This is a genomic window from Arenimonas sp. MALMAid1274, assembly GCF_049195245.1.
Lineage (GTDB): Bacteria > Pseudomonadota > Gammaproteobacteria > Xanthomonadales > Xanthomonadaceae > Arenimonas.
The window spans coordinates 47,086-70,314 of record NZ_JBMIRR010000026.1; the positions used below are offsets into that span (position 1 = coordinate 47,086).

Here is a 23,229-nt window from a genome sequence, read left to right on the forward strand (position 1 = left end):
GGTGTGGGCGTGGGCCGGCTTAGGCCGGCGCTGCCGCGCGCGGCATGCGTGCCTCGCGGATGGGCAGGTTCAGCACCGCGGCCAGGCCGGCCAGGGCCATGTCGGCGTACCACATCCAGGTGAAGTCGCCGAAGCGGGTGAAGGACAGGCCGCCGAGCCAAGCGCCGAGGAAGCCGCCGACCTGGTGCGAGAACAGCGTCAGGCCAAACAGGGTGCCCAGGTAGCGCAGGCCGAACAGCTTGCCCACCAGCGTGGCGGTCGGCGGCACCGTGGCCAGCCAGGTGAAGCCCAGGCCCGCGGCAAACAGGTAGAAATTGAGCTCGGTGCGCGGCATCGCCAGGTACAGCGCGATCAGCAGCACGCGCGAGGCGTACATCCAGAACAGCACGTGCTTGCTGCGGTAGCGCGACACCCATCCGCCCGCGAACAGGCTGCCGACGATGTTGGCCAGGCCGATGATGGCCAGCGACCAACTGGCCACGCTGGGCGGCAGGCCGCACAGGTTCACCTCGCCCGGCAAATGCGTCACCAGGAAGGCGATGTGGAAACCGCAGGTGAAGAAGCCCGCATGCAGCAGCAGGTAGCTGCGGTCCGTCATCGCACCGCCGATGGCGTTGAGCACGCCGGTGTCGCCGGCCGCCGCAGGCGGGCGCGGCACCGGCTCGCGCGTGAGGCGGCCGACCAGCGGCAGCGCGGCCAGCGTCATCAGCGCCATCGCCCACATCGCGCCCATCCAGCCGGTGAGCTGGATCAGTTTCTGCAGCACGGGCGCGAACACGAACTGGCCGAAGGAACCCCCGGCATTGATCACGCCCGAGGCCGCGCCGCGCGCCTCGGGCGGCAGCCGCTGCGAGGCGGCGCCGATCAGCACGGAAAAACTGCCCGCGCCCGAGCCGATCGCCGACAGCAGGCCCAGCGTCACGAAGAATCCGAAGCCGGTGTCCACGAAGGGCGTCAGCGCGCAGCCCAGGGCCAGCACCAGCAGACCCGCGACCAGCACGATGCGCGGGCCGTAGCGGTCGGCCGCGGCGCCGGCCAGGGGCTGCACCGCGCCCCAGCTGAACTGCCCGATCGCCAGCGCCAGGCTGAGCGTGGCGATGCCCAGCCCGGTGCTGGCGTCCATCGGCACGATGAACAGGCCCAGCGACTGCCGCGCGCCCATGGTTACCGCCAGGATGCCCGCGGCGGCCAGCGTGGTGATCAGGATCTCGCGGGTGCGCAGTACCTTGAACATGGCGGGCCTAGGCGGGAGCGTGCGTCGGTGATGTCGCGCTGGCGTGGGCCTGCAGCGCGCGGTGCCAGGGCGCCAGCGCCCGGTCGATGCGCTGGCGTTCGTCGGCCGCGAAGTGCTCGCGCTTGCGCGCGGCATCAGGCACGAAGCGGGCCTCGGGCTGCTTGGAGTGACGCTGCAGGCGTGCCCGCAGGCACACCTGCCCCGCTGCATCCGCGGACAGTCCGAAGCGGGGGGCCAGCGCCAGGATGGCGTCGGCATTCAGCTGCGCGTAGTCGAGCGTGGTGCCGCCTTCCTGTGCGGACAGCGCGGCCATCGCGGCCATCAGCCCCTGCAGCACGCGGATGCGCAGGGACAGCAGGTCCTCGTCGGCCGCCGGCGGCGCGAACATCGGCGCCAGCGAGCGCATCGAAGGATCTCCGGCCATGTGCCTTCCCGCCGACACGGCGTGCGAGGCCAGGATTTCCGCGGGTTCGCGGAACAGGCAGACGCGCGGCACGTCCGGGCAGGCCTGCAGGATCAGCGGCCAGCAGGCCAGGTCCCAGGCATTCCATTTCACGATCACCGCATTGCGGCCGGGGAAGGCGGCGCCCTGCAGCTGCACCAGCTGCGGCAGCAGCGCGCGCTTCTCGGCATCGGTCAGGCCGGCATCGAGCAACACCGCCGTGAGCAGCGGCGATTCCGACAGCACGCAGCTGCGGTCGAGCTCGGACAGCGCGCCCGACACCAGGGTCGAGCCGCAGCGCGAGAGGTGGAAAATGAAGCCGGCGGCGCAGGGCCCCTGCCGCGGCGCGGCGGCGAGCAGGGGCGCCATCGCGGTGCGCGGGCGGATCAAGGCATTGACCGGATCACGCTGGCGGCAATCGCCAAGGTAGTCCTCGAGGAAAGGCCGGGTCGGTGGACCCAGCGGCAGGCACCACTGAAGGCTGCGGTCGGAGGCGCGGTAGGCGCTGGGCAGCCACTGCCCGGCCAGCGCGTCCGGCGGCAGGTCCAGGGTTTCCGCATTGGCCTGTTCCAGTGCACCGATCAGCGCGTTGTCATCCAGCGAGCCGCAGTGCCACAGCTGCCTCAGCAATTGCAGCATCGGGGCGATGCCGTCCGCGTTCCGGCAGCGCGCCAGGTCGGCCGGCGAGGCCACGAGCGCGCGGTACGCCGGCCGCAGGTCCATGCGCTACGACCCTGCCGACGCCTGCGACGGCACGACGCCGCCGTGCACGCGTTCGCGCAGCCAGTCGTTGGCGGTGCAGTCGATCACCAGGTGGATGCGGTCCTGGTCGCCGCGGTTGTGCACCTCGTGCACCTGGTCGGCGTCGAAGTACCACAGCTCGCCCGGCGCCATCGGCACCACCTGGCCGCCAACGATGAACTGCACGTGCTCGCTGGTCTGCAGCGGCAGGTGCAGGCGGGCCAGGCCGTGGTCGATGCCCAGCCCGGCGTCGCGGTGCGGCCTGATCTCGGCGCCGGCCTTGAGCCGCATCAGTCGCGCGGCCTGCAGGGGCGCGTGCACGCGGTCGAGCACCGCACGCAGGGCCGGCAGGGTCTGCAGCACGGGCAGGTCGGCCCAGTCATCACCCCAGCCGATCGCGAAGCTCTGCAGGATTGGATGCTGGCTAAGATGTTCGCGCTGGCAGCGCAGCGGCAGTACGTCCCAGCCGCCGCGGTAGTCGCGCTGGTTCACGTGGTCGTACCAGGGCGCCTGCAGCAGCCGCGACAGCTCCGCCCGCAGCGGGGCCAGGTCCAGCGGGCCATCGATGCGGGCGAAGGGGATCATGCGGTCAGAACTGGCCCATGAAGTCGCGCTTGCCGATCTCGACGCCGCCGTGGCGCAGCAGCGCATACGTGGTGGTGACGTGGAAGAAGAACTGCGGCAGGCCGTAGTTGAGCAGGTAGGCCTGGCCGCTGAGCTTCTTTTCCTTGGGCGTGCCGGGGCGCAGCACGATCTCGCGCGATTGCGCGCCCTCGAACGCGGCCGGGTCCAGCGCGGCGATGAAGTCCAGCGTGCGGGTGATGCGCGCCTGCAGCTGCGCGAACGTGGTCTCGCTGTCTTCCCACGACGGCACCTCGGCGCCGGCCAGGCGCGCCGACACCGACTTGGCGAAATCGGCGGCGATCTGCACCTGGCGCACCAGCGGGAACATGTCGGGGTAGAGGCGGGACTGCAGGAAGGCGTCGGGCTCGATCTTGCGCTCGGTCGCGTGGGCCTCGGCCTTGGCCAGCACCCCGGACAGGGCGTGCAGCAGCTGGGTGAACACGGGGACGGAGGCGGCGTGCAGGGACAGGGTCATGGCAGGGCTCGATGCGGGGAGAAGCCGCGATGGTACGCCGGCCGCCGGCCCTCACGGCGACGGGCCGTGAAACGGTCAGTTGCGGCCTTCCCGCCCCCTACATTTCCACCGACAGGAAGCCGGTGACGGCCTGCGCCACCTGGCGCGGCTGGGCCATCATCGGCATGTGCCCGCAGCCCGACAGGATCACGGTGGCGCTGCGCGGCAGGCCGCGGCCGAAGATCTCGGCGGCGCTGACGTCGATCACCCGGTCGTCGCGACACCACAGCAGCAGGGTCGGTGCGGCGATGGCGGGCAGCTCGGCCTCGAGCGCGAAGGCCTCGGGGCCGCGGCCGATGCCGTCGAGCACGCGCTGCTCGAAGCCGGCGTCGGCGCGGCGACGCCGCACCAGGGCCTCGTTCGCCGGCCAGGGCACGAAGGGCGGATCGGTGAACACGATGCCCAGGTAGCGCTTGAGCTCGGCGCGGTTGGTGACCTGGAACGGGTTCTCGCCGGCCAGCACCGCATTGGCGAAGGCGTTTTCCTGGTAGCGCACGCCGGCGGAGGACATCAGCGAAATGCGGTCCACCAGGCCCGGATGGCGGGCGGCCACCAGGCCCACGATCTGCCCGCCCATGGAGTGGCCTACCAGCATCGCCGGTTTTTCCGGCAGCGCCTGCAGGAAGGCGGCCAGGCGCCCGGCCTGCGCGACCGGGCCGTAGTCGGCTTCGGGCAGGCGCTGGCTTTCGCCCCAGCCCGGCAGATCCAAGGCCAGCACGCGGTGGGTGCGGGCCAGTTCGCGCATCAGCGGCAGCCAGTTTTCCTTGCTGCCGGTGAAGCCGTGCACCAGCACGATCAGCGGCTTGTCGGCGCCCTTGCCGGCCTGCAGCGCGGCCCAGCGGTGGCCGGCCACGTCGGGAAAGCTGACGGCCTCGGCGCCGGCCAGCCAGCGCAGGCGGGCGAACTCGGCATTGAGCACGCGCTCGGGCGCGCTGGCGGCCAGGCCGACCGCGCCCAGGGCCAGGCCCAGCGAGGTGGCCAGCAGCAGCTTGCGCGGGCGGCCCGCGCGCCGGGTTTCGCTCACCTTACTGCGCCGGCGCGGCCTTGGCCTTGGCCAGCACGGCCTCGACCGAGGCGCTGGTGATCGGGTGGTAGCCGGGCTTGGCCATCGCGAACACCTGGGTGGCAAACGCCAGGCCGTCTTCGGTCTGCACCAGGGCCTCGTAGGTCGGCATGATCAGCTTGCGCCGGCCGATCTTGCGCAGGAACAGCGAGATCGCGGGCCGCGCCTCGAAGTATTCGCTGCGCACGCTGAGCGGATACCAGCGCTGGGCGATCTCGCCGTTGGCGGTGCCGGTGAAGCGGAACGCCTGGTCGAGCTCGACCAGCCGTTCGGGCGCCAGCTGCTTGGGCAGGCCCTCGAGGAAATAGACCCACTCCTGCGTGGTCCACTGCGCGGTCTTGAGCTCGCGGGCGGCGGTGCGGCGCTTGAGCCAGGCTTCGCGGGTGGCGTCCACGGCCTCGAAGCGCGGCGAGACGGTCTTGGGTGCGAACTCCGGGATGCCCGGGGCCGTGAGCCAGGTGCTCAGCTCGGCGTCGGTGACCGCGCCGGGCTTCTTCGGCAGCAGGTCGGACTTCACGAAGGCCAGGAACTGGTCGCTGTCCACGCTCTGGAAGGCGTGGCCGTCGAACCAGCTGCGCAGGAACGGATCGAAGATCTCGCGGCCGAAGCGCTGTTCCAGGAACTGGAGGAACCACGCGCCCTTGTCGTAGGCCACCGCGCCCAGCGCGTCCTCGGGGTCGCTGCCGCCGCGCATGGGCAGCACCAGCACCTGCTGGTCCACCGGCACGTCGGCCAGTTCGGCCACCAGGCCGTTGCGGCTGTTGACGAACTCCATGTCGGCGCGCTCCTTGCCGTAGAGCTCCTCGACGATGCGGTTCTCGACGTAGCTGGTGAAGCCTTCGTTGAGCCACATGTCCTTCCAGCTGGCATTGGTGACCAGGTTGCCGGACCAGGAGTGCGCCAGCTCGTGCGCGATCAGCGACACCAGCGACTTGTCGCCGGCGATCACGGTGGGCGTGATGAAGCTCAGGCGCGGGTTCTCCATGCCGCCGAACGGGAACGAGGGCGGCAGGATCAGCAGGTCGTAGCGCTCCCAGCGGTAGGGGCCGTAGAGCTTCTCGGTGACCGCGATCATCTTCTCGGTGTCCTCGAACTCCTTCACCGCCCGGTCCACGGTGGCCGGCTCGGCCCACACGCCGGCGCGGGCGGAGATGGGCTTGAACACCAGCTCGCCGGCGGCGATGGCCATCAGGTAGGACGGGATGGCCTGCGGCATGCGGAAGCTGTAGTCGCCGTCGCGCACGGCCTGCGGGTCGTTGTCGGCGCTCATCAGCACCATCACGTCCTTCAGGGTGCGGATGCGGGCGCTGTAGGTGAATCGGACCGAGGGCGTGTCCTGCAGCGGCACCCAGCTGCGGGCGTGGATGGCCTGCGACTGGCTGAACATGAAGGGCAGGCGGCCGCCGGCGGTCATGGCCGGGGACAGCCACTGCAGGCCCGAGGCCTGGGGCGAGGTGCGGTAGGTGATGCGGACCTGTTCGTACTGGCGCGGCAGGGTGACGGTGAGGCGGCTGCCGAAGCGCGCGTCCGGGGCGGCCAGGGCGTATTCCATCTTGCGCCAGCGGCGCTGGCCGTTGCGGGCCTCGACCGCGGCGATGGCCAGGTCGCGGGTGTCCAGCACCAGGCGGCGGTGGTCCTTGTCCTGCCAGGCCAGGGTGAGGGTGGCGGTGCCGCCCAGTTCGCGCTTGGCGAAATCCAGGCTCAGGTCCAGGGCCAGGTCGGCGATGCGGACCTTGTCGGGCTCGGCGTAGGAGTGTTCGTCGCTGCGGCGGTCCTGGGCCAGGGCCGGCAGGGTGGCGATCAGGAGGGTCAGCAGCAGGGCGAAGCGGCGCATGGGCGGTTCCGGGCGGACGGTTGGACTGCCGGATTCTAGCGCGGGCGGTGGGGGGCAGGGGTGGCCCTCAAACCCGGTAGCCGGAATGGATGGCCACGATGCCTGCACTCAAATTCCGGTAGTCGGTGCGCTCGAAGCCGGCCGCAGCCATCATGGCCTTGAGCTCGTCCTGCGGCGGGTGCTTGCGGATGGACTCGGCCAGGTACTGGTAGCTGTCGGCGTCGTTGGCGAACAGCTTGCCCAGGCGCGGCAGCACCTTGAACGAGTGGAAGTCGTACACCGGGCGGAACCATTCGGGCTTGACCTGCGAGAACTCCAGCACCAGCGCGCGGCCGCCGACCTTGAGCACGCGGTGCATTTCCTTCAGTGCGTTCTGTTTTTCGGTGACGTTGCGCAGGCCGAAGGCGATGGTGACCAGGTCGAAGCTGGCATCCGGGAACGGCAGGGCTTCGGCGTTGAGCTGCACGTACTCCAGGCCGCGCACCAGGCCGCGGTCGGTGAGGCGGTCGCGGCCGACGCCGAGCATCGCGGCGTTGATGTCGCCCAGCACCACGCTGCCGGCCTCGCCGACGCGTTCATGCAGCAGGGCGGCGATGTCGCCGGTGCCGCCGGCCAGGTCGAGCACGCGGTCGCCCTTCTGCACGCCCGAGGTGCCGACGAAGTAGCGCTTCCACAGGCGGTGGATGCCCAGGGACATCAGGTCGTTCATCAGGTCGTACTGCTGCGCGACCGAGCTGAATACCTGGCCGACCAGCTTCTTCTTGTCGGCCACCGGCACGTCGCGGAAACCGAAGTGGGTGGTGCCGGATTCGGGCGTCTTGTCCATGCCCCGATTATCGCAGGGATCCCCCACCGGAAACAGCAAAAACCCAGGGAAAACATACCAGGTATGTTTTCGTGGGACTTCCGGTGAACACCCAGGGGTCAGGGAAAACATACCTGGTATGTTTTCCCTGGGTTCTAGCGGGGGGTGCCGGCCTGGGCCAGGGCGGCGGTGTAGGCGGACCAGCGCAGGTCGTACTCACGGCCCAGCTGGTGCAGCAGGGTCCAGCTGAAGATGCCGGTGTCGTGGCCGTCGTCGAAGCGCAGCAGCACGCCGTAGTTGCCCATCGGTTCGATGGCCTTGATGTTGACGTTGCGCTTGCCGGCCACCAGCACCTTCTGGCCGGGACCGTGGCCCTGCACTTCGGCGCTGGGCGACTCCACCCGCAGGTATTCGCAGGGCAGGCGGAAGCGCTGGCCGTCGTCGAAGGCGACCTCCAACACGTGCGAGGCCTGGTGCAGGATCAGGTCGGTGGGGCGCGGGCTGCTCATGCGCGCATTCTACGGCGCGCGCAGCTGCTCCTGCAGGTCGCGGTAACGCTGGATGCGCGCCCGCTCCTGCCGGCAGCGCCACAGCCCGAACGCACCCAGGCCGGGCAGCAGCAGGATGTTGGCGATCAGCCCGCCGGCCAGCCCGGCCACGTGCTGGCGTGGCCAGTCGTTGCCCAGGCCCACCATCATCACGACATACAGCACGCCCCACACCGCCATGGCGCTCCACATGCCCGCGCGCCAGTAACTCAGGGTGGACTGAGCCCTGCGCAGCTCCAGGTCCACCAGCGACTGCACGTCCAGCCCGGCCTCGGACAGTTCGCCGCGCCGCAGCCACAGCATGAAGGCCTTGTAGCACAGCAGGAACCCGCCCATGCCGCCGAACAGCAGCCGCTCGAACAGGTCGCTTTCGGCGCGCAGCACCATGTAGGCGCAGCCCACCGTGAACAGCACCGAGACGGCGATCTCGGACCAGAACTTGAGCCGCAGCGACCGCCCGCGCTGCCGCGCCTCCCGCCGCACCGCGTCCAGGTCGATGCCCGGCGCCGGCTGGCTGCGCCAGGTTTCCGCAAGCTGGGTCCACTCGTTTTCCAGGCTCATGCGCCCTGCCCTCCCAGCACCGACTGCAGCTGGCGCCGCGCGCGGCTGAGCCGCTGGGTCACCGTGTTTTCCTCCAGGCTCAGGGCCTGGCCGATCTCGCGCTGCGAAAAACCCTCCAGCGCCAGCACCACCACCTGGCGCTGGCCCAGCGGGAGGCCACGCACCGCCGCCAGCAGGTCGGTGCGTCGCTGGTGCGCTTCGGCGTGCTGCAGCGGGCTGGCGTCGGGATCGGCGTGCTCGTCGTGCAGCTCGTCGCCCTGGGCGCGCTTCTCGCGCGAGAGATGGTCGATGGCGCGGTTGTGCGCCACGCGCGCGGCGAAGGTACGCAGCGAGGCATCGCCACGCCAGCTGGGCAGCGCCCGCCAGACCGCCACGCTGATCTCCTGCAACAGGTCGTCCCGGCGTGCCGGATCGGATTCGTAACTGCCGGCGATGCGGGCCAGCATGGGCCCGTGCTCGCGCAGCACCTGTTCGATGTCCACGGCCGGGGCCGTGAGCGCGGGACCGGGCGTCACCTCAGGTACCCGCGGTCGCGGCGGCCGAGGGACGGCGGGCGGCAGGGCCAGGGACACAAGCGCGGGCATGGTGGTTTCCATCGGGGCTTGCCTGCATTGACCGGCCCCGCGGGAAAAACCTGACAGCCATCGCGCCGTGGCTCAGAGGATGTAGCGGCTCAGGTCCGGATCCTGCACGGCGTCGCCCAGCTGGGCGTCCACCATGGCCCGGTCCACCATCAGCGACAGGCCGTTGCGGTCGGGGGCCTCGTAGCTGAGCTTCTCCAGCAGCTTTTCCAGCACGGTGTGCAGGCGACGCGCGCCGATGTTCTCCTGGCGCTCGTTGATCAGGAAGGCAATCTCGGCCAGACGGTCGATGGCGCTGTCGTCGAAGCCGATGTTGACGCCTTCGGTCGCCAGCAGGGCCATGTACTGGCGCACCAGCGCGTTCTTCGGCTCGGTAAGGATGCGGCGGAAGTCGGCCTGGCTCAGCGCGCCCAGCTCGACCCGGATCGGGAAGCGGCCCTGCAGCTCCGGGATCAGGTCCGAGGGCTTGGCCAGGTGGAAGGCGCCGCTGGCGATGAAAAGGATGTGGTCAGTGCGCACCACGCCGTACTTGGTGCTGACGGTGCTGCCTTCCACCAGCGGCAGCAGGTCGCGCTGCACGCCTTCGCGGCTGACGTCGCCGCCGCCGATGCTGTCCTTGCGCTTGGCCACCTTGTCGATCTCGTCGATGAAGACGATGCCGTTCTGCTCGCAGGCCTGGATGGCCTGCACGCGCACGTCGTCCTCGTTGACCAGCTTGGCGGCTTCCTCTTCCACCAGCACCGGGCGCGCGGCCTTGACGGTCAGCGTGCGCTTCTGCGCCTTGCCGGCGCCCAGGTTCTGGAACATCGCGCGCAGCTGCTGGCCCATTTCCTCCATGCCCGGCGGGGTCATGATGTCCATGCCACCCGGCGCCTGGCTGAGCTCGAGCTCGATCTCGCGATCGTCGAGCTCGCCGCTGCGCAGCTGGCGGCGCAGCTTCGAGCGCGTGTCGTTCTCGCCCTCGCCCACTTCGATGGCGAAGCCGGGACCGCGGCGCTTGGGCAGCAGCACGTCCAGAATGCGGTCCTCGGCGTTTTCCTCGGCCTGGGTGCGCACGCGGACCTTGGCCTGCTCGCGGAACATCTTCACCGCGCCGTCGGCGAGGTCGCGGATGATCTGCTCGACATCCTTGCCGACATAGCCCACTTCGGTGAAGCGCGTGGCCTCGACCTTGACGAAGGGCGCATTGGCCAGCGCCGCCAGGCGGCGCGCGATCTCGGTCTTGCCCACGCCGGTGGGGCCGATCATCAGGATGTTCTTGGGCATCACCTCGTCGCGCATGGCCGGATCGAGCTGCATGCGCCGCCAGCGGTTGCGCAGGGCGATGGCGACGGCGCGCTTGGCGTCGTTCTGGCCGATGATGTAGCGGTCGAGTTCGCCGACGATCTCGCGCGGGGTCAGTTCGGACATCACAGTTCCTCGATCACGAGATTGCGGTTGGTGTAGATGCAGATGTCGCCCGCCACGTTGAGCGAGGCTTCGGCGATCGCGCGGGCATCAAGCTCGGTGTGCTGCAGCAGCGCGCGCGCGGCGGCCAGCGCGTAGGGACCGCCCGAGCCGATGGCGACCAGGCCATCCTCGGGTTCGATCACGTCGCCGTTGCCGGAGATGATCAGCGAGCTGTCCCTGTCGGCCACCGCCAGCAGCGCCTCGAGCTTGCCCAGGCGGCGGTCGGTGCGCCATTCCTTGGCCATCTCGACCGCGGCGCGCAGCAGCTGGCCGCCGTGCTTGTCGAGCTTGGCCTCGAACACTTCGAACAGCGTGAACGCATCCGCCGCCGCACCGGCGAAACCCGCCAGCACCTTGCCGTTGGCCAGGCGCCGCACCTTGCGGGCGTTGGATTTCATCACGGTGTGGCCCAGCGTCACCTGGCCGTCGCCGGCAACGACGACGCGGTCGCCGCGGCGGACCGAGAGGATGGTGGTGGCGTGGAAAACGGTAGGGTCCATGGGCATTCCTGGTCGTGAACCCCCTTTCTGGGGCCGGGGTGGGAGGCTTGCAAGCCACCCCGGTCGCCCCGGTCATCCCGCCCGAGGGGCCGTCATTCGGCCGGCGCAGGCCCGGCCTGGGTCGCGTCGTGGATCACTTCGCCATGGCGGATAGTGAGGCGGACGTCGGCGAAGGCCTCGACGTCGGCCTTGGGGTCGGACCCCAGGACCACCAGGTCGCCGGCTTGCCCGGGCTGGATCCGGCCACGGTCCGCGCCTTGGCCGAAGCGCTGGGCGGGCGCGGTGGTGAGGCTGGCCAGGATCTGGCGCCAGTCCAGGCCCGCGGCATGCATCAGCCGGTATTCGAGACGAGTGTCGTACACATCCGTATAGCCCGCGTCGGTGCCGAACAGGACCTGGCCGCCCGCGCGGGCCAGCGCGCCGAGCTGCTGCTGTGCGATGCCGACGACCTTGTCGACCACCGCGGGCGGTGCGCCTTCGCGGCGCAGCTCCGCGTCGAACAGGGTGAGCGTGGGCACGAAGGCCACGTCGTCCGCCTTGAGCCGCGCCACGAACTCGGGCGTCCACTCGCCGGCCTCGGGGGCGGCATGCACCAGCACGTCCACGCCGCTGTCCAGCGCGGCCTGCAGGCCGGCCACGTCGGTGGGATGCGCGAACGCGGGCTTGCCCTGCGCGTGCGCCGCCTCCACGGCGGCGCGGGCGATATCGGGGGACATCGGGACCACGGCACCCGGGCCGCCAGTGATGGCGCCGGTGAACAGCTTCACGCCATCGGCGCCGTCGCGCAGCTGCGCGGTGGCGCGAGTCGCGGCCTGCTCAGGCGTGGCGACTTCAGCGCTCGGGGACCCGGTCTGGGCCCACAGCTCGCGCACGTAGATCGGCGTGCCGTGTTCGGGGAAAAAGGGCATGTCCACCGTCAGCAGCTGCGGGCCCACCACATCGCCGCGCTCGATGCGCTGGCGCAGGCGGCGCGCGTCACCCGGCAGGGACGCGATGTCGAACACCGTGGTGAAGCCCCACCGGGTGAAGCGTTCGCGCAGGGCCTGGTCCAGCGCGGCGACGGGCTGCTGACCGGGCGACAGGAAGGGCGGCTTGATCAGGTGCACGTGGCTGTTCCAGAAACCGGCGGTGACGCTGGTGCCGCGGCCGTCGATGATGCGCACGCCCTCGGGCAGCCTGACCTCGGCGCGCGGGCCGACGGCGGCGATGCGGCCGTCGCGGATCCACACGGTGGCGTCGTCCAGCGGCGCGGCGTCGGGCGAGGGATAGACGCGCGCGCCGACCACGGCCAGGTCCTGCGCGGCGGCGCACGCCGGAACCAGGGCAAGCACGACAAGGGCGGTGGTTCGAAGGGAAAGAGTGCGGGCGGGCATGGGCAGGGATCTCGAGAAAGGGCGGGCGTTGCTTGCGGCGTGCTTTCGCCTGGCAAGACGTTTCAGGGCTTGCGGCGGGCCCGCGGATGCGCGGCGTCGTAGACCTTGGCCAGGTGCTGGAAGTCCAGGTGGGTGTAGATCTGGGTGGTGGCGATGTCGGCGTGGCCCAGCAGTTCCTGCACGCCGCGCAGGTCGCCCGAGGACTCGAGCACGTGGCTGGCGAAGCTGTGGCGCAGCAGGTGCGGATGCACGCGCTTGAACAGGCCCTGCTGCTGGGCCAGCGCCCGCAGCCGCAGCTGCACCGTGCGCGGATGGATCGGCGCGCCGGTGCGGCCCGGAAACACGGGCGCCTCCGCGGCGGCGGGCTGGCTGTCGCGCCAGGCCTGCAGCGCCGTGCGCGCGTGGCTGCCGACCGGCACGATGCGCGACTTGTTGCCCTTGCCGGTCACCGTGACCAGGCCGTCGGCGAGGTCCAGCGCGCCCCAGCGCAAGCCGCACAATTCGGACAGTCGCAGGCCCGAGGAATAAAACAGCTCCAGCATCGCGCGGTCGCGCAGGCCAAGCGCGCCGTCGGTGGGCACTTCCACCAGGCGGGTCATTTCGTCCGGGTCGAGCACCTGCGGCAGGCGGCGCGCGGCCTTCGGTGCGCGCAGGCCCATGGCCGGATTGAGTTCGCTGCCCTCGCTGCGGTTGAGGTGGCGGTAGAAGCTGCGCACGGCCGAGAGCCGGCGCTGCAGGCTCTTCCCCGACAGTCCGCCGCGGTGGGCACCGGCGACGTAGCTGCGCAGCGCTTCCTGGCGCAGGCCGCGCCATTGCGTGATGCCCTGCCCGCCCATCCAGGTCGCAAGATCGGCCAGGTCGCGACGGTAGGCATCCAGCGTGTTGGCCGACAGCCGGCGCTCGACCTGCAGGTAGGCCAGGAAGGCATCCAGGCCCGGCTGAAGCGCCGGCGGCACCGCGGGCGCGTCGCCTGAGTCGGCAGCGGCGGGCGCGACGGCGGCGCGGCGCGGCGTCATGGGCTCAGGCGCGCGGGAAGCGGGCCAGCGCCGTCACCAGGGACTCGGCCATCATGCGCAGGAACAGCGTGCCCATGCCGGGGAAAAACCGGTTCGCGTCCGAGCTGCCGACGCTGAGCAGGCCCACGCCAGGCAGCGGCAGCAGCACCGCGGAGGCCGCGCGCGCCTGCGCGTCGCCGTAGAGCACCGCCAGCTTGTCCTGGTTGAGGCGACCGCACAGCGGCTCGTTGCCCACCATGAAATCGCGGAACGGCGCCAGCGTGGCATCGGCCTCGGGCACCACCTGCAGCCACTCGGCCGCCAGCCCGTCCACCGGCTTGAACAGCAGCACGCGCACGATCTCGCCGTCGAAGTCCTCACCCAGCACCGCCACCATCGCCTGCAGGGTGCCGGCGGCGCTGTCGGCGCGCATCAGCGCCAGGCTCAGCTGGTGGGTGCGCACGGCCAGGCGTTCGTTTTCCTGCGCATTGGCGAACAGCTCGTGCAGGCGACGGGTCAGCTCGCGGTTCTTGTCGCGCAGCACGTCGAGCTGGTAGCTGGCCAGCGATGCGGCCTGCCCTTCTTCCTTGGGCACCACCAGCGACAGCGCCAAGTCGGGGAACTGGGCCAGGAATTTCGGGTGCCGGCGCAGGAAGGTCGCCACTTCGTGGGCGCCCAGGCGCTCGTTCTTTTCTTCGATCATTCTCGGGGCTCCTGGAGCGGGGTCGGGCCGGAGATCCGGCGCAAGGGGTTCAACCGTAATCGCCTTCGAAGACGAAGGCGGTGGGGCCGGTCAGCACGATCGGCGCATCGTCGTCGGGCCACTGGATTTCGAGGGTGCCGCCGGGCAGGTCGACGCGCACGTGCCGGCCCACGCGGCCCTGGCGCACCAGCACTGCCACCGCGGCGCAGGCACCGCTGCCGCAGGCCAGGGTTTCGCCGACGCCGCGCTCGTAGACGCGCAGGCGGATGTGGTCGGGCGCCAGGATTTCGGCGAAACCGACGTTGACGCCTTCGGGGAATTCCTCGCGCGCCTGCACCATCGGGCCCAGCAGGTGCACGTCGGTGTCGTCCACCGAGCCCACTTCCAGCACCGCGTGCGGGTTGCCCAGCGACACCGCGCCGAAATGCACTTCGCCGCCGGGCACGGACAGGGCGTAGTGCGTGGCCTCGGCGTCGGCGCGCAGCGGGATGCGCGCGGGCGCGAATTCCGGGCGGCCCATGGCCAGGCTGTAGCGGCCGTCGTCGAGCCGCTGCACTTCGATCGTGCCGGCCGGGCTGTCGAGCAGGAAGTGCCGGCCGGTGGCGGCGCCGTCGCGCTGCAGCCAGGCGGCGACGCAGCGGGCGCCGTTGCCGCACTGCTGGGCCGGCGAGCCGTCCACGTTCCAGATGCGGTAGCGCGCGACCACGTCGTGGCGGCTGCTGTCCTCGATGGTCAGCAACTGGTCGAAACCGATGCCGGTGTGGCGGTTGCCCATCTCGCGCACTCGCTCGGGCGACGGCGCGGGCTGGCCGCCGCGCAGGTCCAGCACCACGAAGTCGTTGCCTGCGCCGTGCATCTTGTCGAACCGCAGGGATCGCACGGAGGTCATGGGCCGGCGGCGGGCTCGGTCTTGTCGGGCTTTGCAGGTTGCACGAGGTCGCCCTTGGTGCCGCAGGCGGCGACCAGGACGAGGCTCAGGAGCAGCAGGGCGAGTCGGGTCGTCTTCATGGCGCGAGTATAGTCCGGGGCATGTGCAATGGGCCCTGAGGTGGCGAATGGCGCTTTCGAGCTGGTTGATGATATCCGCGGCGGTGGCGCTGGTGCTGGCGCTGTGGGCGCTGCTGCGGCGGTCCAGGGGCGGTGGCCGGGTGGTGTCGCGCGTGCTGGGCGTGGGCCTGCTGGGCCTGGCGCTGGTGCTGGGCGGGGCCGGGGTGCTGCTGCGCAACTACGCCTGGCTGCTGGAGGACGTACCGGCCGCGACGATTTCCCTGCGCCAGCTGGGGCCGCAGCGGTTCGAGGCCACGCTGCAGGCCGAGGGCGGCGAGCCGCGTGTGTTCACCCTGCTGGGCGACGAATGGCAGCTGGATGCGCGGGTGATCCGCTGGACGCTGCCGGGCCAGCTGGCCGGCATTCCGCCCGTGTACCACTTCGAGCGGCTGTCGGGCCGGTACGGCGATCCCAAGCAGGAGCTTTCGGCGCAGCGCAGCGTGCATGACCTGCGGCAGGACTGGGATTTCTGGGCCTTCCGCGAGCGCTGGCTGGCGGACCTGCCGATCGTGGATGCGCGCTGGGGTAGTGCGGCGTATTTGCCGATGCTGGATGGGGCGCGGTATCAGGTTTACGTGAGTCCGCGGGGGGGATTGGTCGCTCGGCCGGCGGATGCGGCTACGGAGGCGTTGTTGGATCAGGCGGGGTGGTGAGGGAAAGATTTCGTACCAGGTACAAATATGAACGGGCCCGGATGTCAGCTTGCTGGCTGATATCCGGGCCCGCTCATATTTGTACCTGGTACGTTCGCTTCGTCAGGGGGTCATGCCGAGGCGTTCCATGACGAAGGCGTATTCTTCGGCGCGCTCGCGGTAGCGCTGGAAGCGGCCGGACTTGCCGCCGTGACCGGCTTCCATGTTGGTGCGCAGCAGCAGCGGGTTGGCGTCGGTCTTCTTGGCGCGCAGCCGGGCGACCCACTTGGCGGGTTCGAAGTACTGCACCTGCGAATCCCACAGGCCGGTGGTGACCAGCATGGACGGATAGGCCTTGGCCTCGACCTGGTCGTAGGGCGAGTACGACAGCATGTAGTCGTAGTACTTCGGATCCTTGGGGTTGCCCCACTCGTCGAACTCGTTGGTGGTCAGCGGGATCGACTCGTCCAGCATCGTGGTCACCACGTCCACGAAGGGCACGTGCGCGACGATGACGCGGTACTTCTCCGGCGCCAGGTTGGCGATGGCGCCCATCAGCAGGCCGCCGGCGCTGCCGCCCATCGCGGCCACGCGGTCGGGCGCCGCGAACTTCTCCTTCACCAGGAAGTCGGTGACGTCGATGAAGTCGGTGAAGGTGTTGGCCTTCTTGAGCAGCTTGCCGTCCTCGTACCAGCTGCGGCCCATCTCCTGGCCGCCGCGGATGTGCGCCACCGCGTACACCGCGCCGCGGTCCACCAGGCTGAGCGCGTTGGCGTTGAAGCCCGGGTCACTGCTGCTGCCGTAGGAACCGTAGGAGTACTGGTACAGCGGGGTCTTGCCGTCCTTGACGAAGCCCTTGCGGTACAGCACCGACACCGGCACGCGGGTGCCGTCGCGGGCCGTGGCCCACAGGCGCTCGGTGACGTAGTTGGCCTTGTCGAAGCCGCCCAGCACCGGCTGCTCCTTGAGCAGCTTGCGCTCGCCGGTACGCACGTTCACTTCGAAGGTGCTGGCCGGGGTGGTGAGCGAGGTGTAGGTGTAGCGCAGCCAGTCGGTGCCCGGCTCGGCGTTCACCGACGTGCTCATCGCGTAGGCCGATTCCTCGGCCTTGACGAACTCCTCGCTGCCGTCGTCCTTGCGCACGCGCACGCGCTGCAGGCCGCCGGAGCGCTCGTTGATGGCCATGAAGCCCTTGAACAGCTCGACGCCGGCGATCAGCACGTCGTCCGAATGCGCCACCAGCTCCTTCCAGCCAGCGCGGTCACCCCAGGGCTGGCCGTCGGCCAGCGTCATCAGGCGGAAGTTCTTCGCGTCCCAGTTGGTGTGGATGACCCAGCGTCCGTCGAGGTGGTCGGCGTTGTACTCGAAGTCGCGCTGGCGCGGCGCCAGCACCTGGAACTCGCCCGGCTTGGCGGCCGGCGTGCAGCGCAGCTCCGAGGACACGGTGCTGCCCACGCCGATGCAGAGGTACTCATCCGAGCGCGTGCGGGTGACGCCCATGTAGAAGGTGTCGTCCTTCTCCTCGTACACCAGCTTGTCCTGCGCCACCGGCGTGCCCACGACGTGCGACTTCACGCGCTTGGTGAGCAGGGTGGTGGGATCGTTCTCGACGTAGTACAGCGTGCGGCTGTCGTCGCCCCACATCAGGTTGGCCGACACGCCGGTCAGCACGTCCGGCAGCACCTCGCCGGTGGCCAGGTTCTTCACCCGCACCGTGTACTGGCGGCGGCCCACCGCGTCTTCCGCGTAGGCCACCCACTGGTCGTCGGGGCTGATCTCGTAGGTGCCGATCTGGTAGAAGCTCTTGCCTTCGGCCAGCTGGTTGACCTCGAACAGCACCTGCTCGGGCGCTTCCATGCTGCCCTTGCGGCGCGCGTAGATCGGGTATTCCTTGCCGGTCTCGAAGCGCGTGTAGTACCAGTAGCCGTCCTCGAGGTAGGGCACGCTGGCGTCGTCCTGCTTCACGCGGCCGACCAGCTCGGTGTAGAGCGTTTCCTCCAGCGACTCCAGCGGCTTGAGCACGGTGTCGGTGTAGGTGTTCTCGGCGTTGAGGTAGGCCAGCATCTCGGGGTTTTCGCGCTTGTCGTCGCGCAGCCAGTAGTACTCGTCCTGGCGCGCGGCGCCGTGCGGCGCCTTGACCTCGTAGGGCTTCCTGGCCGCCATCGGCGGCGCGGGCAGGTCGCCCAGGGCAGGCGCGGCCGCGTCCTTGGCCGAGGCCGGCGCGGCGCCCGCGAGGGCAACCGCGAGCAGGGTGCTGGTGAAAGGCAGGAGGCGAAGGCTCATTCGGATTTCCCCGCGAAAAGTTTCTGCTTCAGGAAGGTATAGGCCAGCGCGCTCATGTAGGCCGACTGGGCATTGTTGGCGGCGCCACCGTGGCCGCCCTCGATGTTCTCGTAGTAGGTGACGTCGTGGCCCTGCTCCATCATGCGCGCCATCATCTTGCGGGCATGGCCCGGGTGCACGCGGTCGTCGCGGGTGGAGGTGGTGAACAGCACCGGCGGATAGTCCACGTCCTTGGCCACGTTCTGGTAGGGCGAGAACTTCTGCAGGAAGTCCCAGTCGCCCGGCACGTCCGGGTCACCGTACTCGGCCACCCACGAGGCGCCGGCCAGCAGCTTGTCGTAGCGCTTCATGTCCAGCAGCGGCACCTGGCAGACCACGGCGCCGAACAGCTGCGGGTACATCACGGTCATGTTGCCCATCAGCAGGCCGCCGTTGCTGCCGCCCTGGATGCCCAGGCGCGCCGGCTTGGTCACCTTGCGCTTGATCAGGTCCTCGGCCACGGCCGCGAAGTCCTCGTAGGCCTTGTTGCGGTTTTCGCGCAGCGCCGCCTGGTGCCAGCGCGGGCCATACTCGCCGCCGCCGCGGATGTTGGCGACCACGTACACGCCGCCGTCGGCCAGCCAGGCCTTGCCCACGCCCGCCGAGTAGCCCGGCGTCAAGGACACCTCGAAGCCGCCGTAGCCGTACAGCAGGGTCGGGTTGTCGCTGTCCAGGGCCAGGTCCTTGCGCGAGACCATGAAGTACGGCACGCGGGTGCCGTCCTTGCTGGTGGCGAAGTGCTGCTTGATCTCGTACGGCGCCGCGTCGAAGAACGCCGGCAGCTGCTTGAGCGTCTCCGGCGCGGTGCCGATGGTGCCCATCAGCAGCGAGGTCGGGGTGAGGTAATCGGTGACGGTCATGAAGTAGTCGTTGGACTCCTCGGCATCGACCGCGCTGATGCTGACCGTGCCGAAGGCCGGCGCACCCACCAGCGGCTCGCGGCTCCAGCCATCGGCGCCGGGCTTGAGCACGTAGATGCGGTTCTTGACGTCCTCGAGCACGTTGATGAAGTAGTAGTCCTTGGTGGCGCCGCTGCTGGCCAGCGAGGTGTTGGCGCTGGGCTCGAACAGCACGTCGAAATCGCGCTTGCCGGCCATGAAGGCGTCCAGCCTGATCGCCAGCAGCGAGCCGGCGGCATAGTCCTTGCCGCCGATGCTCCAGGGCTGGCGCAGCTCGACGCTGAGCCACTCGCGGAACACGCCCTTCTGGGCGCCATCGGGCAGGTCGAACTTGCTCAGCTTGCCGTCGTCGCCACGCAGGTAGAGTTCGTTGGTGTAGAAGGTGAGGCCGCGGTAGACGAAATCACGCTCGAAGCCGGGCGTGTCGTCGTGGAAGGCGCCCACGGAGATGTCGCTGTCCTGGCCCTCGAACACCAGCTTGGCCTCTGCCATCGGCGTGCCGCGCTTCCATTCCTTGGCGATGCGCGCATAGCCCGAGCTGGTCATCGAGCCGGGGCCGAAGTCGGTGCTGACGTACACGGTGTCGATGTCGATCCAGCCCAGGTCGCCCTTGGCCTCCGGACGCTCGAAGCCGCCCTTGACGAAGGCCCGCTCGGACACGTCGAACTCGCGCGTCACGGTGGCGTCGGCGCCGCCGCGGGACAGGTTGACCAGGCAGCGGTCGTACTCGGGACGCAGGCACTCGGCGCCGCCCCAGACCCAGTTGGTGCCTTCGGCCTTACCCAGGGCATCGATGTCGAGCAGCACCTCCCACTTGGGCGCGTCCTTGCGGAACTCGGCCAGGGTGGTGCGGCGCCAGACGCCCTGCGGGTTCTGCTTGTCGCGCCAGAAGTTGTAGTAGTAGTCGCCCATCTTGCCCACGTAGGGGATGCGCGCATTCGAATCGAGGATGGCCAGCAGGTCGCTGCGCAGCGCTTCGAAGCCCGGCGCCTTGGCCAGTTGCTGCTCCGACACCGCGTTGCGGGCGCGGACCCAGTCCAGGGCGCGGTCGCCCTCGACGTCCTCGAGCCAGAGGTTGGGATCGTCGGTGACGGCGGTATGCATGGTCGGAGTCTGGGCGTAGGCGGCGAAAGAAGCGGTGAGGGCGCCGGCGACGAGCCAGGCCAGAGTGGTGCGACGCATGGGAATCCCCTGTCGGGCGGTATAAGCCGCTGACGCTAGCATGCCCTCCCGCAGCGTGGCCGTAGGTACAAAGTCATGGTAGCCGGGCCTCAGCGCCCGGGCATGCCCCGCAGCGGCATCACTGCCAGGCCCGGGCGGGCGGGCTTGCGGGACCGGCGGGCCTGGACGTCCAGGCTGCGCCGGCGACGGCGTGGCGTGGCGCGGACGAGGCGCGCACGCCACGCCGCCACCAGGGCATGGCGGTGGACCAGCAGCAGGGCCAGGGCGGGCGCGAACAGCCAGAACGGGGCGTAGCCCAGCAGCAGGGTGCTGCCCCGGGCCGCGGGCAGCAGCGCCAGCGTTGCCAGCCCCAGCGCCAGCCATTGCCAGAGGGTGCGGGCCAGGCGGGGGTCGGGCAGGTCGGCGGCGCGGATCAGGGCAACAGGCAGGCTTGGCATGGCGGGCTCTCCGTGGCGGGTGGAGCCATCGTGGCCAAGGCCCGTCTCACGGCCCGAGACACGGAACCGGGGCGCGCGTGAAGACGCAGACGGCATCGCTCACGGGGTGACTGCAAGCGGACAAGTCTTGCCCGCCGGCCTTCCGCGTGTGCGCCAGCCGCCATAGTCGGGACGTCACGCTCCGTGACCCTTGCAAGGAACTGTCCATGAAGAAGTTCACCCGCACTGCCCTGATTGCCCTCGTGCTGGCCTGCTGCGCCGCTCCGGCGCTGGCCGATGGCCCGCTGGTCCAGGTCGGCACCGGCCCGATCTATGTCGACAGCTCCGGCAACCTGTACTTCTGCTCGCCGGGCGGCACCAACTGCATTCCGCTCACCACCTCGGAAGATCCGATCGAACCCTGAGCGGCAGCGCCCTCCCCGCGACAGGGCGCGAGCCTCGCGCCCTGTCGTTTGCTGAACACTTCCCACGCGTCTTGACGCCACGTTCAAACCCGCACGCCGACACTGGCCTTCCCTGCATTGGATGCCCGCCATGCGCCGCGCCGCCCTCGCCCTGCTCCTCCCCGGCCTGATGCTGCTCGCCGCCTGCGCCAGCACCGGAGAGAAGGCCATGCCCCCGCTCGAATCCACCGCCGTCGTCGACCTGGACCGCTACATGGGCCGCTGGTGGGTGATCGCGAACATTCCTTACTTCGCCGAGAAGGGCAAGGTCGCCACCGCCGACATCTACACGCTGCGCGAGGACGGCCGCATCGGCAACGTCTACGCCTACCGCAAGGGCTTCGACAAGCCCGAGAAGACGATGAACGGCGTGGCCACCGTGGTGCCCGGCACCAACAATGCGCAGTGGAAGATCGCCTTCTTCGGCGGGCTGGTGCGCGCCGACTACCTGGTGCTCGAAGTGGCGCCCGACTATTCCTGGGCCCTCATCGGCCACCCCAAGCGCAACCTGGCCTGGGTGTTCTCGCGCGAGCCGCAGATGGACGACGCCAAGTACCAGGAACTGCGTGCGAAATTCACCGCCTGGGGCTATGACCCGGCCAAGCTGCAGCGCGTGCCGCAGAGCGCCGACCAGGTCGGCCAGCCCGGCTTCCAATAAGCGCGCGGCTCAGCGCTCGTAAGCGTTGAGCGCCAGCTGCAGCAGGGTGCGCGCCTGCTGGCGCAAGGATTCGGGCTCGGTCACTTCGGCGTCGGCGCCGTAGCGCAGCACGTCCATCAGCAGTTCCTTGGCGTGGCTGTAGGGCAGCTTGAGCTCGTAGCGGCCGTCGGGCAGGAAGCGGCCTTCCTGCTTGGAATGCCAGTGTTCGTCCGCGACCCAGCGTGCCGCCTTGGCCGAGAACACAATCGTGGCGATCCCCTTCGGCGTGCCCGAAAAAATGCCGTAGCTGGAAGCCAGGTGCTGGTTGAGTTCGCTGTCGGGCAGGTCGCGCGCGGGCGCGTCCAGCAGCCTGGCATGCTGCACGCGGTCCACCGAGAAGCTGCGCAGGCCCTCGCGCTCCTCGTCCCAGGCGTCCAGGTACCAGTTGTCCTTGTAGTGCGTCAGCCGCTGCGGCGCCACCTTGCGGTGCGTGCGCTCGTTGGTGGACCGGGCCAGGTAGTCGAACTCGAGCTGGCGGCGTTCGAGCACCGCGCTGGCCACCAGCCGGAAGGCCAGCTCGTCGCGGCGGCGCACGCCGCTGGCGATCACGCGCACGCGCTCGACCGGCCAGCGCTTGCCGCCGGCCTGCTGCGCCAGCAGCGACTCGATGCGGCCCTTCAGCGGCGCCAGCGCGCTGGACAGCACGCCCTGGCCGGTGCGGTCGAGCAGCTGGTGCGCGGCCAGCAGCGCGTGCAGTTCGTCGGAATTGAGCCACAGGCCCGGCAGCTCGAAGCGCTCGGCTTCCTTCTCGTCGTAGCGGATGCTGCCCTCGCCTTCGCTCTCGATCGGCGCGCCCAGGGCGTCGCGCAGGAAGGCGATGTCGCGGTACAGCGTGGCGCGCGAACAGGCCAACTCTTCCATCAGGCCCTTGATCGGCACCGGATAGCGCGCCGACTTCAGGCTGCGGTGCAGGGCGAGGATGCGCTCGTAGCGGTCCATGGCGTGATTGTCCGGAAGGGCGGCGGAGATACGATTAGCATGGCATCGGCGCGCCTTCCCTCCAAGCGCCGGAGATCCCCCATGAAAACCCTGTTCGCCAGCCTCGCCCTGCTCGTGGGCACGCTCGCCGCTTCCGGCCCCGCGCGCGCCGATGCCGCGGCCGACCTCAAGGCTGCCTATGGCAAGTTCATCCAGGCCACCAGTTTCCGCGCCAGCATGACCGACCTGGCCACGGGCAAGGTGATGACCGAACTCGAGTTCGTGGCCCCGGACCGCTACGCGGTGACGCCGCAGGGTGGCGTGCGGCAGGTCATCATCGGCCGCACGATGCACCTGGACATCGGCGGCCGGGTGATGGCCGTGCCGTTGCCCGAGCAGGCCGATCCCAGCCGCTACCGCAACCAACGGGCGCTGGACGAACTCGCCAAGGGCATCGCGGTCACCCAGCGGACCGACGCCAGCGACGCCGGTGAGCCCGCGCGGGTTTACCACTTCACGTCCCAGGTCGACGGCAAGCCCGTGGAAACCCTGACCTGGGTGTCGAAGGCCAGCGGGCTGCCGATCCAGATCCAGACCCGGTCCGACGGCACGTCGGCGTTCCGGTACCAGATCCGCTACCGCGACTTCAACGATCCGGCCATCAGGATCACCGCGCCGAACTAGC

Annotated in this window: 25 protein-coding genes; 4 read left to right on the forward strand and 21 right to left on the reverse strand. The window is 69.9% G+C overall.

What is annotated here, in order from left to right; all coding sequences use genetic code 11:
• Window positions 1–19 precede the first annotated feature (19 nt).
• The 17 genes from ACOQFR_RS06655 to lptM form a co-directional block, all read right to left on the reverse strand.
• Window positions 20–1,234 (reverse strand): MFS transporter, encoded by a 1,215-nt coding sequence (locus ACOQFR_RS06655; RefSeq protein ID WP_421379908.1) that lies wholly within the window; start codon window positions 1,232–1,234, stop codon window positions 20–22.
• A gap of 7 nt (window positions 1,235–1,241) precedes the next feature.
• Window positions 1,242–2,399, reverse strand: a complete 1,158-nt coding sequence (locus tag ACOQFR_RS06660; RefSeq protein WP_421379909.1) for a hypothetical protein — start codon at window positions 2,397–2,399, stop codon at window positions 1,242–1,244.
• A gap of 3 nt (window positions 2,400–2,402) precedes the next feature.
• Window positions 2,403–3,002: an aspartyl/asparaginyl beta-hydroxylase domain-containing protein gene (locus tag ACOQFR_RS06665; RefSeq protein ID WP_421379911.1), complete on the reverse strand. Its 600-nt coding sequence runs from the start codon at window positions 3,000–3,002 to the stop codon at window positions 2,403–2,405.
• A gap of 4 nt (window positions 3,003–3,006) precedes the next feature.
• Entirely contained in the window at window positions 3,007–3,516 is a 510-nt protein-coding gene (locus tag ACOQFR_RS06670; RefSeq protein WP_421379913.1) for a DUF1993 domain-containing protein, read from the reverse strand.
• A 97-nt stretch (window positions 3,517–3,613) separates the two neighbouring features.
• The gene (locus ACOQFR_RS06675; protein ID WP_421379915.1) at window positions 3,614–4,579 is read right to left on the reverse strand and encodes an alpha/beta fold hydrolase; all 966 of its coding nucleotides are present in this window, start codon (window positions 4,577–4,579) and stop codon (window positions 3,614–3,616) included.
• A gap of 1 nt (window position 4,580) precedes the next feature.
• Window positions 4,581–6,452, reverse strand: a complete 1,872-nt coding sequence (locus tag ACOQFR_RS06680) for a M1 family metallopeptidase (RefSeq protein ID WP_421379917.1) — start codon at window positions 6,450–6,452, stop codon at window positions 4,581–4,583.
• 67 nt (window positions 6,453–6,519) lie between these two features.
• Complete coding sequence (ubiE, locus tag ACOQFR_RS06685) at window positions 6,520–7,278, reverse strand: bifunctional demethylmenaquinone methyltransferase/2-methoxy-6-polyprenyl-1,4-benzoquinol methylase UbiE (RefSeq protein WP_421379919.1); 759 nt, start codon at window positions 7,276–7,278, stop codon at window positions 6,520–6,522.
• 134 nt (window positions 7,279–7,412) lie between these two features.
• Complete coding sequence (locus ACOQFR_RS06690) at window positions 7,413–7,766, reverse strand: gamma-butyrobetaine hydroxylase-like domain-containing protein (RefSeq protein ID WP_421379921.1); 354 nt, start codon at window positions 7,764–7,766, stop codon at window positions 7,413–7,415.
• Between the two features lie 9 nt (window positions 7,767–7,775).
• Window positions 7,776–8,366: a hypothetical protein gene (locus ACOQFR_RS06695; protein ID WP_421379923.1), complete on the reverse strand. Its 591-nt coding sequence runs from the start codon at window positions 8,364–8,366 to the stop codon at window positions 7,776–7,778.
• Window positions 8,363–8,881, reverse strand: coding sequence for an RNA polymerase sigma factor (locus ACOQFR_RS06700; RefSeq protein ID WP_421379925.1), 519 nt, complete (start codon window positions 8,879–8,881; stop codon window positions 8,363–8,365). Before ACOQFR_RS06700 ends, ACOQFR_RS06695 begins: the two co-directional genes overlap by 4 nt.
• A gap of 141 nt (window positions 8,882–9,022) precedes the next feature.
• The gene (hslU, locus tag ACOQFR_RS06705) at window positions 9,023–10,357 is read right to left on the reverse strand and encodes an ATP-dependent protease ATPase subunit HslU (RefSeq protein ID WP_421379927.1); all 1,335 of its coding nucleotides are present in this window, start codon (window positions 10,355–10,357) and stop codon (window positions 9,023–9,025) included.
• Complete coding sequence (hslV, locus tag ACOQFR_RS06710; protein WP_421379929.1) at window positions 10,357–10,896, reverse strand: ATP-dependent protease subunit HslV; 540 nt, start codon at window positions 10,894–10,896, stop codon at window positions 10,357–10,359. Before hslV ends, hslU begins: the two co-directional genes overlap by 1 nt.
• A gap of 92 nt (window positions 10,897–10,988) precedes the next feature.
• The gene (locus tag ACOQFR_RS06715; RefSeq protein ID WP_421379931.1) at window positions 10,989–12,269 is read right to left on the reverse strand and encodes an amidohydrolase family protein; all 1,281 of its coding nucleotides are present in this window, start codon (window positions 12,267–12,269) and stop codon (window positions 10,989–10,991) included.
• 62 nt (window positions 12,270–12,331) lie between these two features.
• Window positions 12,332–13,285: a tyrosine recombinase XerC gene (xerC, locus tag ACOQFR_RS06720; protein ID WP_421379933.1), complete on the reverse strand. Its 954-nt coding sequence runs from the start codon at window positions 13,283–13,285 to the stop codon at window positions 12,332–12,334.
• 4 nt (window positions 13,286–13,289) lie between these two features.
• Window positions 13,290–13,967, reverse strand: coding sequence for a DUF484 family protein (locus ACOQFR_RS06725; RefSeq protein ID WP_421379935.1), 678 nt, complete (start codon window positions 13,965–13,967; stop codon window positions 13,290–13,292).
• Between the two features lie 49 nt (window positions 13,968–14,016).
• Window positions 14,017–14,856, reverse strand: coding sequence for a diaminopimelate epimerase (gene dapF / locus ACOQFR_RS06730; RefSeq protein WP_421379937.1), 840 nt, complete (start codon window positions 14,854–14,856; stop codon window positions 14,017–14,019).
• Entirely contained in the window at window positions 14,853–14,975 is a 123-nt protein-coding gene (lptM, locus tag ACOQFR_RS06735) for an LPS translocon maturation chaperone LptM (RefSeq protein WP_421379939.1), read from the reverse strand. The genes dapF and lptM overlap by 4 nt, the downstream gene beginning before the upstream one ends.
• Before the next feature lie 68 nt (window positions 14,976–15,043).
• On the opposite strand from lptM, the gene ACOQFR_RS06740 reads away from it, so the two are divergent.
• The gene (locus ACOQFR_RS06740; protein WP_421379941.1) at window positions 15,044–15,667 is read left to right on the forward strand and encodes a hypothetical protein; all 624 of its coding nucleotides are present in this window, start codon (window positions 15,044–15,046) and stop codon (window positions 15,665–15,667) included.
• 102 nt (window positions 15,668–15,769) lie between these two features.
• On the opposite strand, the gene ACOQFR_RS06745 is transcribed toward ACOQFR_RS06740, so the two are convergent.
• From ACOQFR_RS06745 to ACOQFR_RS06755, 3 genes are all read right to left on the reverse strand, one after another.
• Window positions 15,770–17,809 carry a S9 family peptidase gene (locus ACOQFR_RS06745; RefSeq protein ID WP_421380640.1) on the reverse strand — a complete coding sequence of 680 codons (2,040 nt, stop codon included), beginning with the start codon at window positions 17,807–17,809 and terminating at the stop codon, window positions 15,770–15,772.
• A gap of 116 nt (window positions 17,810–17,925) precedes the next feature.
• Complete coding sequence (locus ACOQFR_RS06750) at window positions 17,926–20,049, reverse strand: prolyl oligopeptidase family serine peptidase (RefSeq protein ID WP_421379943.1); 2,124 nt, start codon at window positions 20,047–20,049, stop codon at window positions 17,926–17,928.
• 89 nt (window positions 20,050–20,138) lie between these two features.
• The gene (locus ACOQFR_RS06755; RefSeq protein ID WP_421379945.1) at window positions 20,139–20,486 is read right to left on the reverse strand and encodes a hypothetical protein; all 348 of its coding nucleotides are present in this window, start codon (window positions 20,484–20,486) and stop codon (window positions 20,139–20,141) included.
• A gap of 206 nt (window positions 20,487–20,692) precedes the next feature.
• Here ACOQFR_RS06755 and ACOQFR_RS06760 point away from each other — a divergent pair, with 206 nt between their 5' ends.
• Together ACOQFR_RS06760 and ACOQFR_RS06765 are read left to right on the forward strand one after the other, a co-directional pair.
• Window positions 20,693–20,890 (forward strand): hypothetical protein, encoded by a 198-nt coding sequence (locus ACOQFR_RS06760; protein WP_421379948.1) that lies wholly within the window; start codon window positions 20,693–20,695, stop codon window positions 20,888–20,890.
• 130 nt (window positions 20,891–21,020) lie between these two features.
• A complete protein-coding gene (locus tag ACOQFR_RS06765) occupies window positions 21,021–21,587 on the forward strand; it encodes a lipocalin family protein (protein ID WP_421379949.1) in 567 nt (188 codons plus the stop codon).
• 9 nt (window positions 21,588–21,596) lie between these two features.
• On the opposite strand, the gene ACOQFR_RS06770 is transcribed toward ACOQFR_RS06765, so the two are convergent.
• A complete protein-coding gene (locus tag ACOQFR_RS06770; RefSeq protein WP_421379951.1) occupies window positions 21,597–22,565 on the reverse strand; it encodes a helix-turn-helix transcriptional regulator in 969 nt (322 codons plus the stop codon).
• Between the two features lie 81 nt (window positions 22,566–22,646).
• Here ACOQFR_RS06770 and ACOQFR_RS06775 point away from each other — a divergent pair, with 81 nt between their 5' ends.
• Window positions 22,647–23,228 (forward strand): hypothetical protein, encoded by a 582-nt coding sequence (locus ACOQFR_RS06775; protein ID WP_421379953.1) that lies wholly within the window; start codon window positions 22,647–22,649, stop codon window positions 23,226–23,228.
• Window position 23,229 lies beyond the last annotated feature (1 nt).

Bases quoted from the DNA above. Each gene is read 5' to 3' on its own strand.
- ACOQFR_RS06655 (WP_421379908.1), bottom strand. From the start codon at position 1,234: ATGTTCAAGGTACTGCGCACCCGCGAGATCCTGATCACCACGCTGGCC.
- ACOQFR_RS06660 (WP_421379909.1), bottom strand. From the start codon at position 2,399: ATGGACCTGCGGCCGGCGTACCGCGCGCTCGTGGCCTCGCCGGCCGAC.
- ACOQFR_RS06665 (WP_421379911.1), bottom strand. From the start codon at position 3,002: ATGATCCCCTTCGCCCGCATCGATGGCCCGCTGGACCTGGCCCCGCTG.
- ACOQFR_RS06670 (WP_421379913.1), bottom strand. From the start codon at position 3,516: ATGACCCTGTCCCTGCACGCCGCCTCCGTCCCCGTGTTCACCCAGCTG.
- ACOQFR_RS06680 (WP_421379917.1), bottom strand. From the start codon at position 6,452: ATGCGCCGCTTCGCCCTGCTGCTGACCCTCCTGATCGCCACCCTGCCG.
- ubiE (WP_421379919.1), bottom strand. From the start codon at position 7,278: ATGGACAAGACGCCCGAATCCGGCACCACCCACTTCGGTTTCCGCGAC.
- ACOQFR_RS06690 (WP_421379921.1), bottom strand. From the start codon at position 7,766: ATGAGCAGCCCGCGCCCCACCGACCTGATCCTGCACCAGGCCTCGCAC.
- ACOQFR_RS06695 (WP_421379923.1), bottom strand. From the start codon at position 8,366: ATGAGCCTGGAAAACGAGTGGACCCAGCTTGCGGAAACCTGGCGCAGC.
- hslU (WP_421379927.1), bottom strand. From the start codon at position 10,357: ATGTCCGAACTGACCCCGCGCGAGATCGTCGGCGAACTCGACCGCTAC.
- hslV (WP_421379929.1), bottom strand. From the start codon at position 10,896: ATGGACCCTACCGTTTTCCACGCCACCACCATCCTCTCGGTCCGCCGC.
- ACOQFR_RS06715 (WP_421379931.1), bottom strand. From the start codon at position 12,269: ATGCCCGCCCGCACTCTTTCCCTTCGAACCACCGCCCTTGTCGTGCTT.
- xerC (WP_421379933.1), bottom strand. From the start codon at position 13,285: ATGACGCCGCGCCGCGCCGCCGTCGCGCCCGCCGCTGCCGACTCAGGC.
- ACOQFR_RS06725 (WP_421379935.1), bottom strand. From the start codon at position 13,967: ATGATCGAAGAAAAGAACGAGCGCCTGGGCGCCCACGAAGTGGCGACC.
- dapF (WP_421379937.1), bottom strand. From the start codon at position 14,856: ATGACCTCCGTGCGATCCCTGCGGTTCGACAAGATGCACGGCGCAGGC.
- lptM (WP_421379939.1), bottom strand. From the start codon at position 14,975: ATGAAGACGACCCGACTCGCCCTGCTGCTCCTGAGCCTCGTCCTGGTC.
- ACOQFR_RS06740 (WP_421379941.1), top strand. From the start codon at position 15,044: ATGATATCCGCGGCGGTGGCGCTGGTGCTGGCGCTGTGGGCGCTGCTG.
- ACOQFR_RS06745 (WP_421380640.1), bottom strand. From the start codon at position 17,809: ATGGCGGCCAGGAAGCCCTACGAGGTCAAGGCGCCGCACGGCGCCGCG.
- ACOQFR_RS06750 (WP_421379943.1), bottom strand. From the start codon at position 20,049: ATGCGTCGCACCACTCTGGCCTGGCTCGTCGCCGGCGCCCTCACCGCT.
- ACOQFR_RS06755 (WP_421379945.1), bottom strand. From the start codon at position 20,486: ATGCCAAGCCTGCCTGTTGCCCTGATCCGCGCCGCCGACCTGCCCGAC.
- ACOQFR_RS06760 (WP_421379948.1), top strand. From the start codon at position 20,693: ATGAAGAAGTTCACCCGCACTGCCCTGATTGCCCTCGTGCTGGCCTGC.
- ACOQFR_RS06765 (WP_421379949.1), top strand. From the start codon at position 21,021: ATGCGCCGCGCCGCCCTCGCCCTGCTCCTCCCCGGCCTGATGCTGCTC.
- ACOQFR_RS06770 (WP_421379951.1), bottom strand. From the start codon at position 22,565: ATGGACCGCTACGAGCGCATCCTCGCCCTGCACCGCAGCCTGAAGTCG.
- ACOQFR_RS06775 (WP_421379953.1), top strand. From the start codon at position 22,647: ATGAAAACCCTGTTCGCCAGCCTCGCCCTGCTCGTGGGCACGCTCGCC.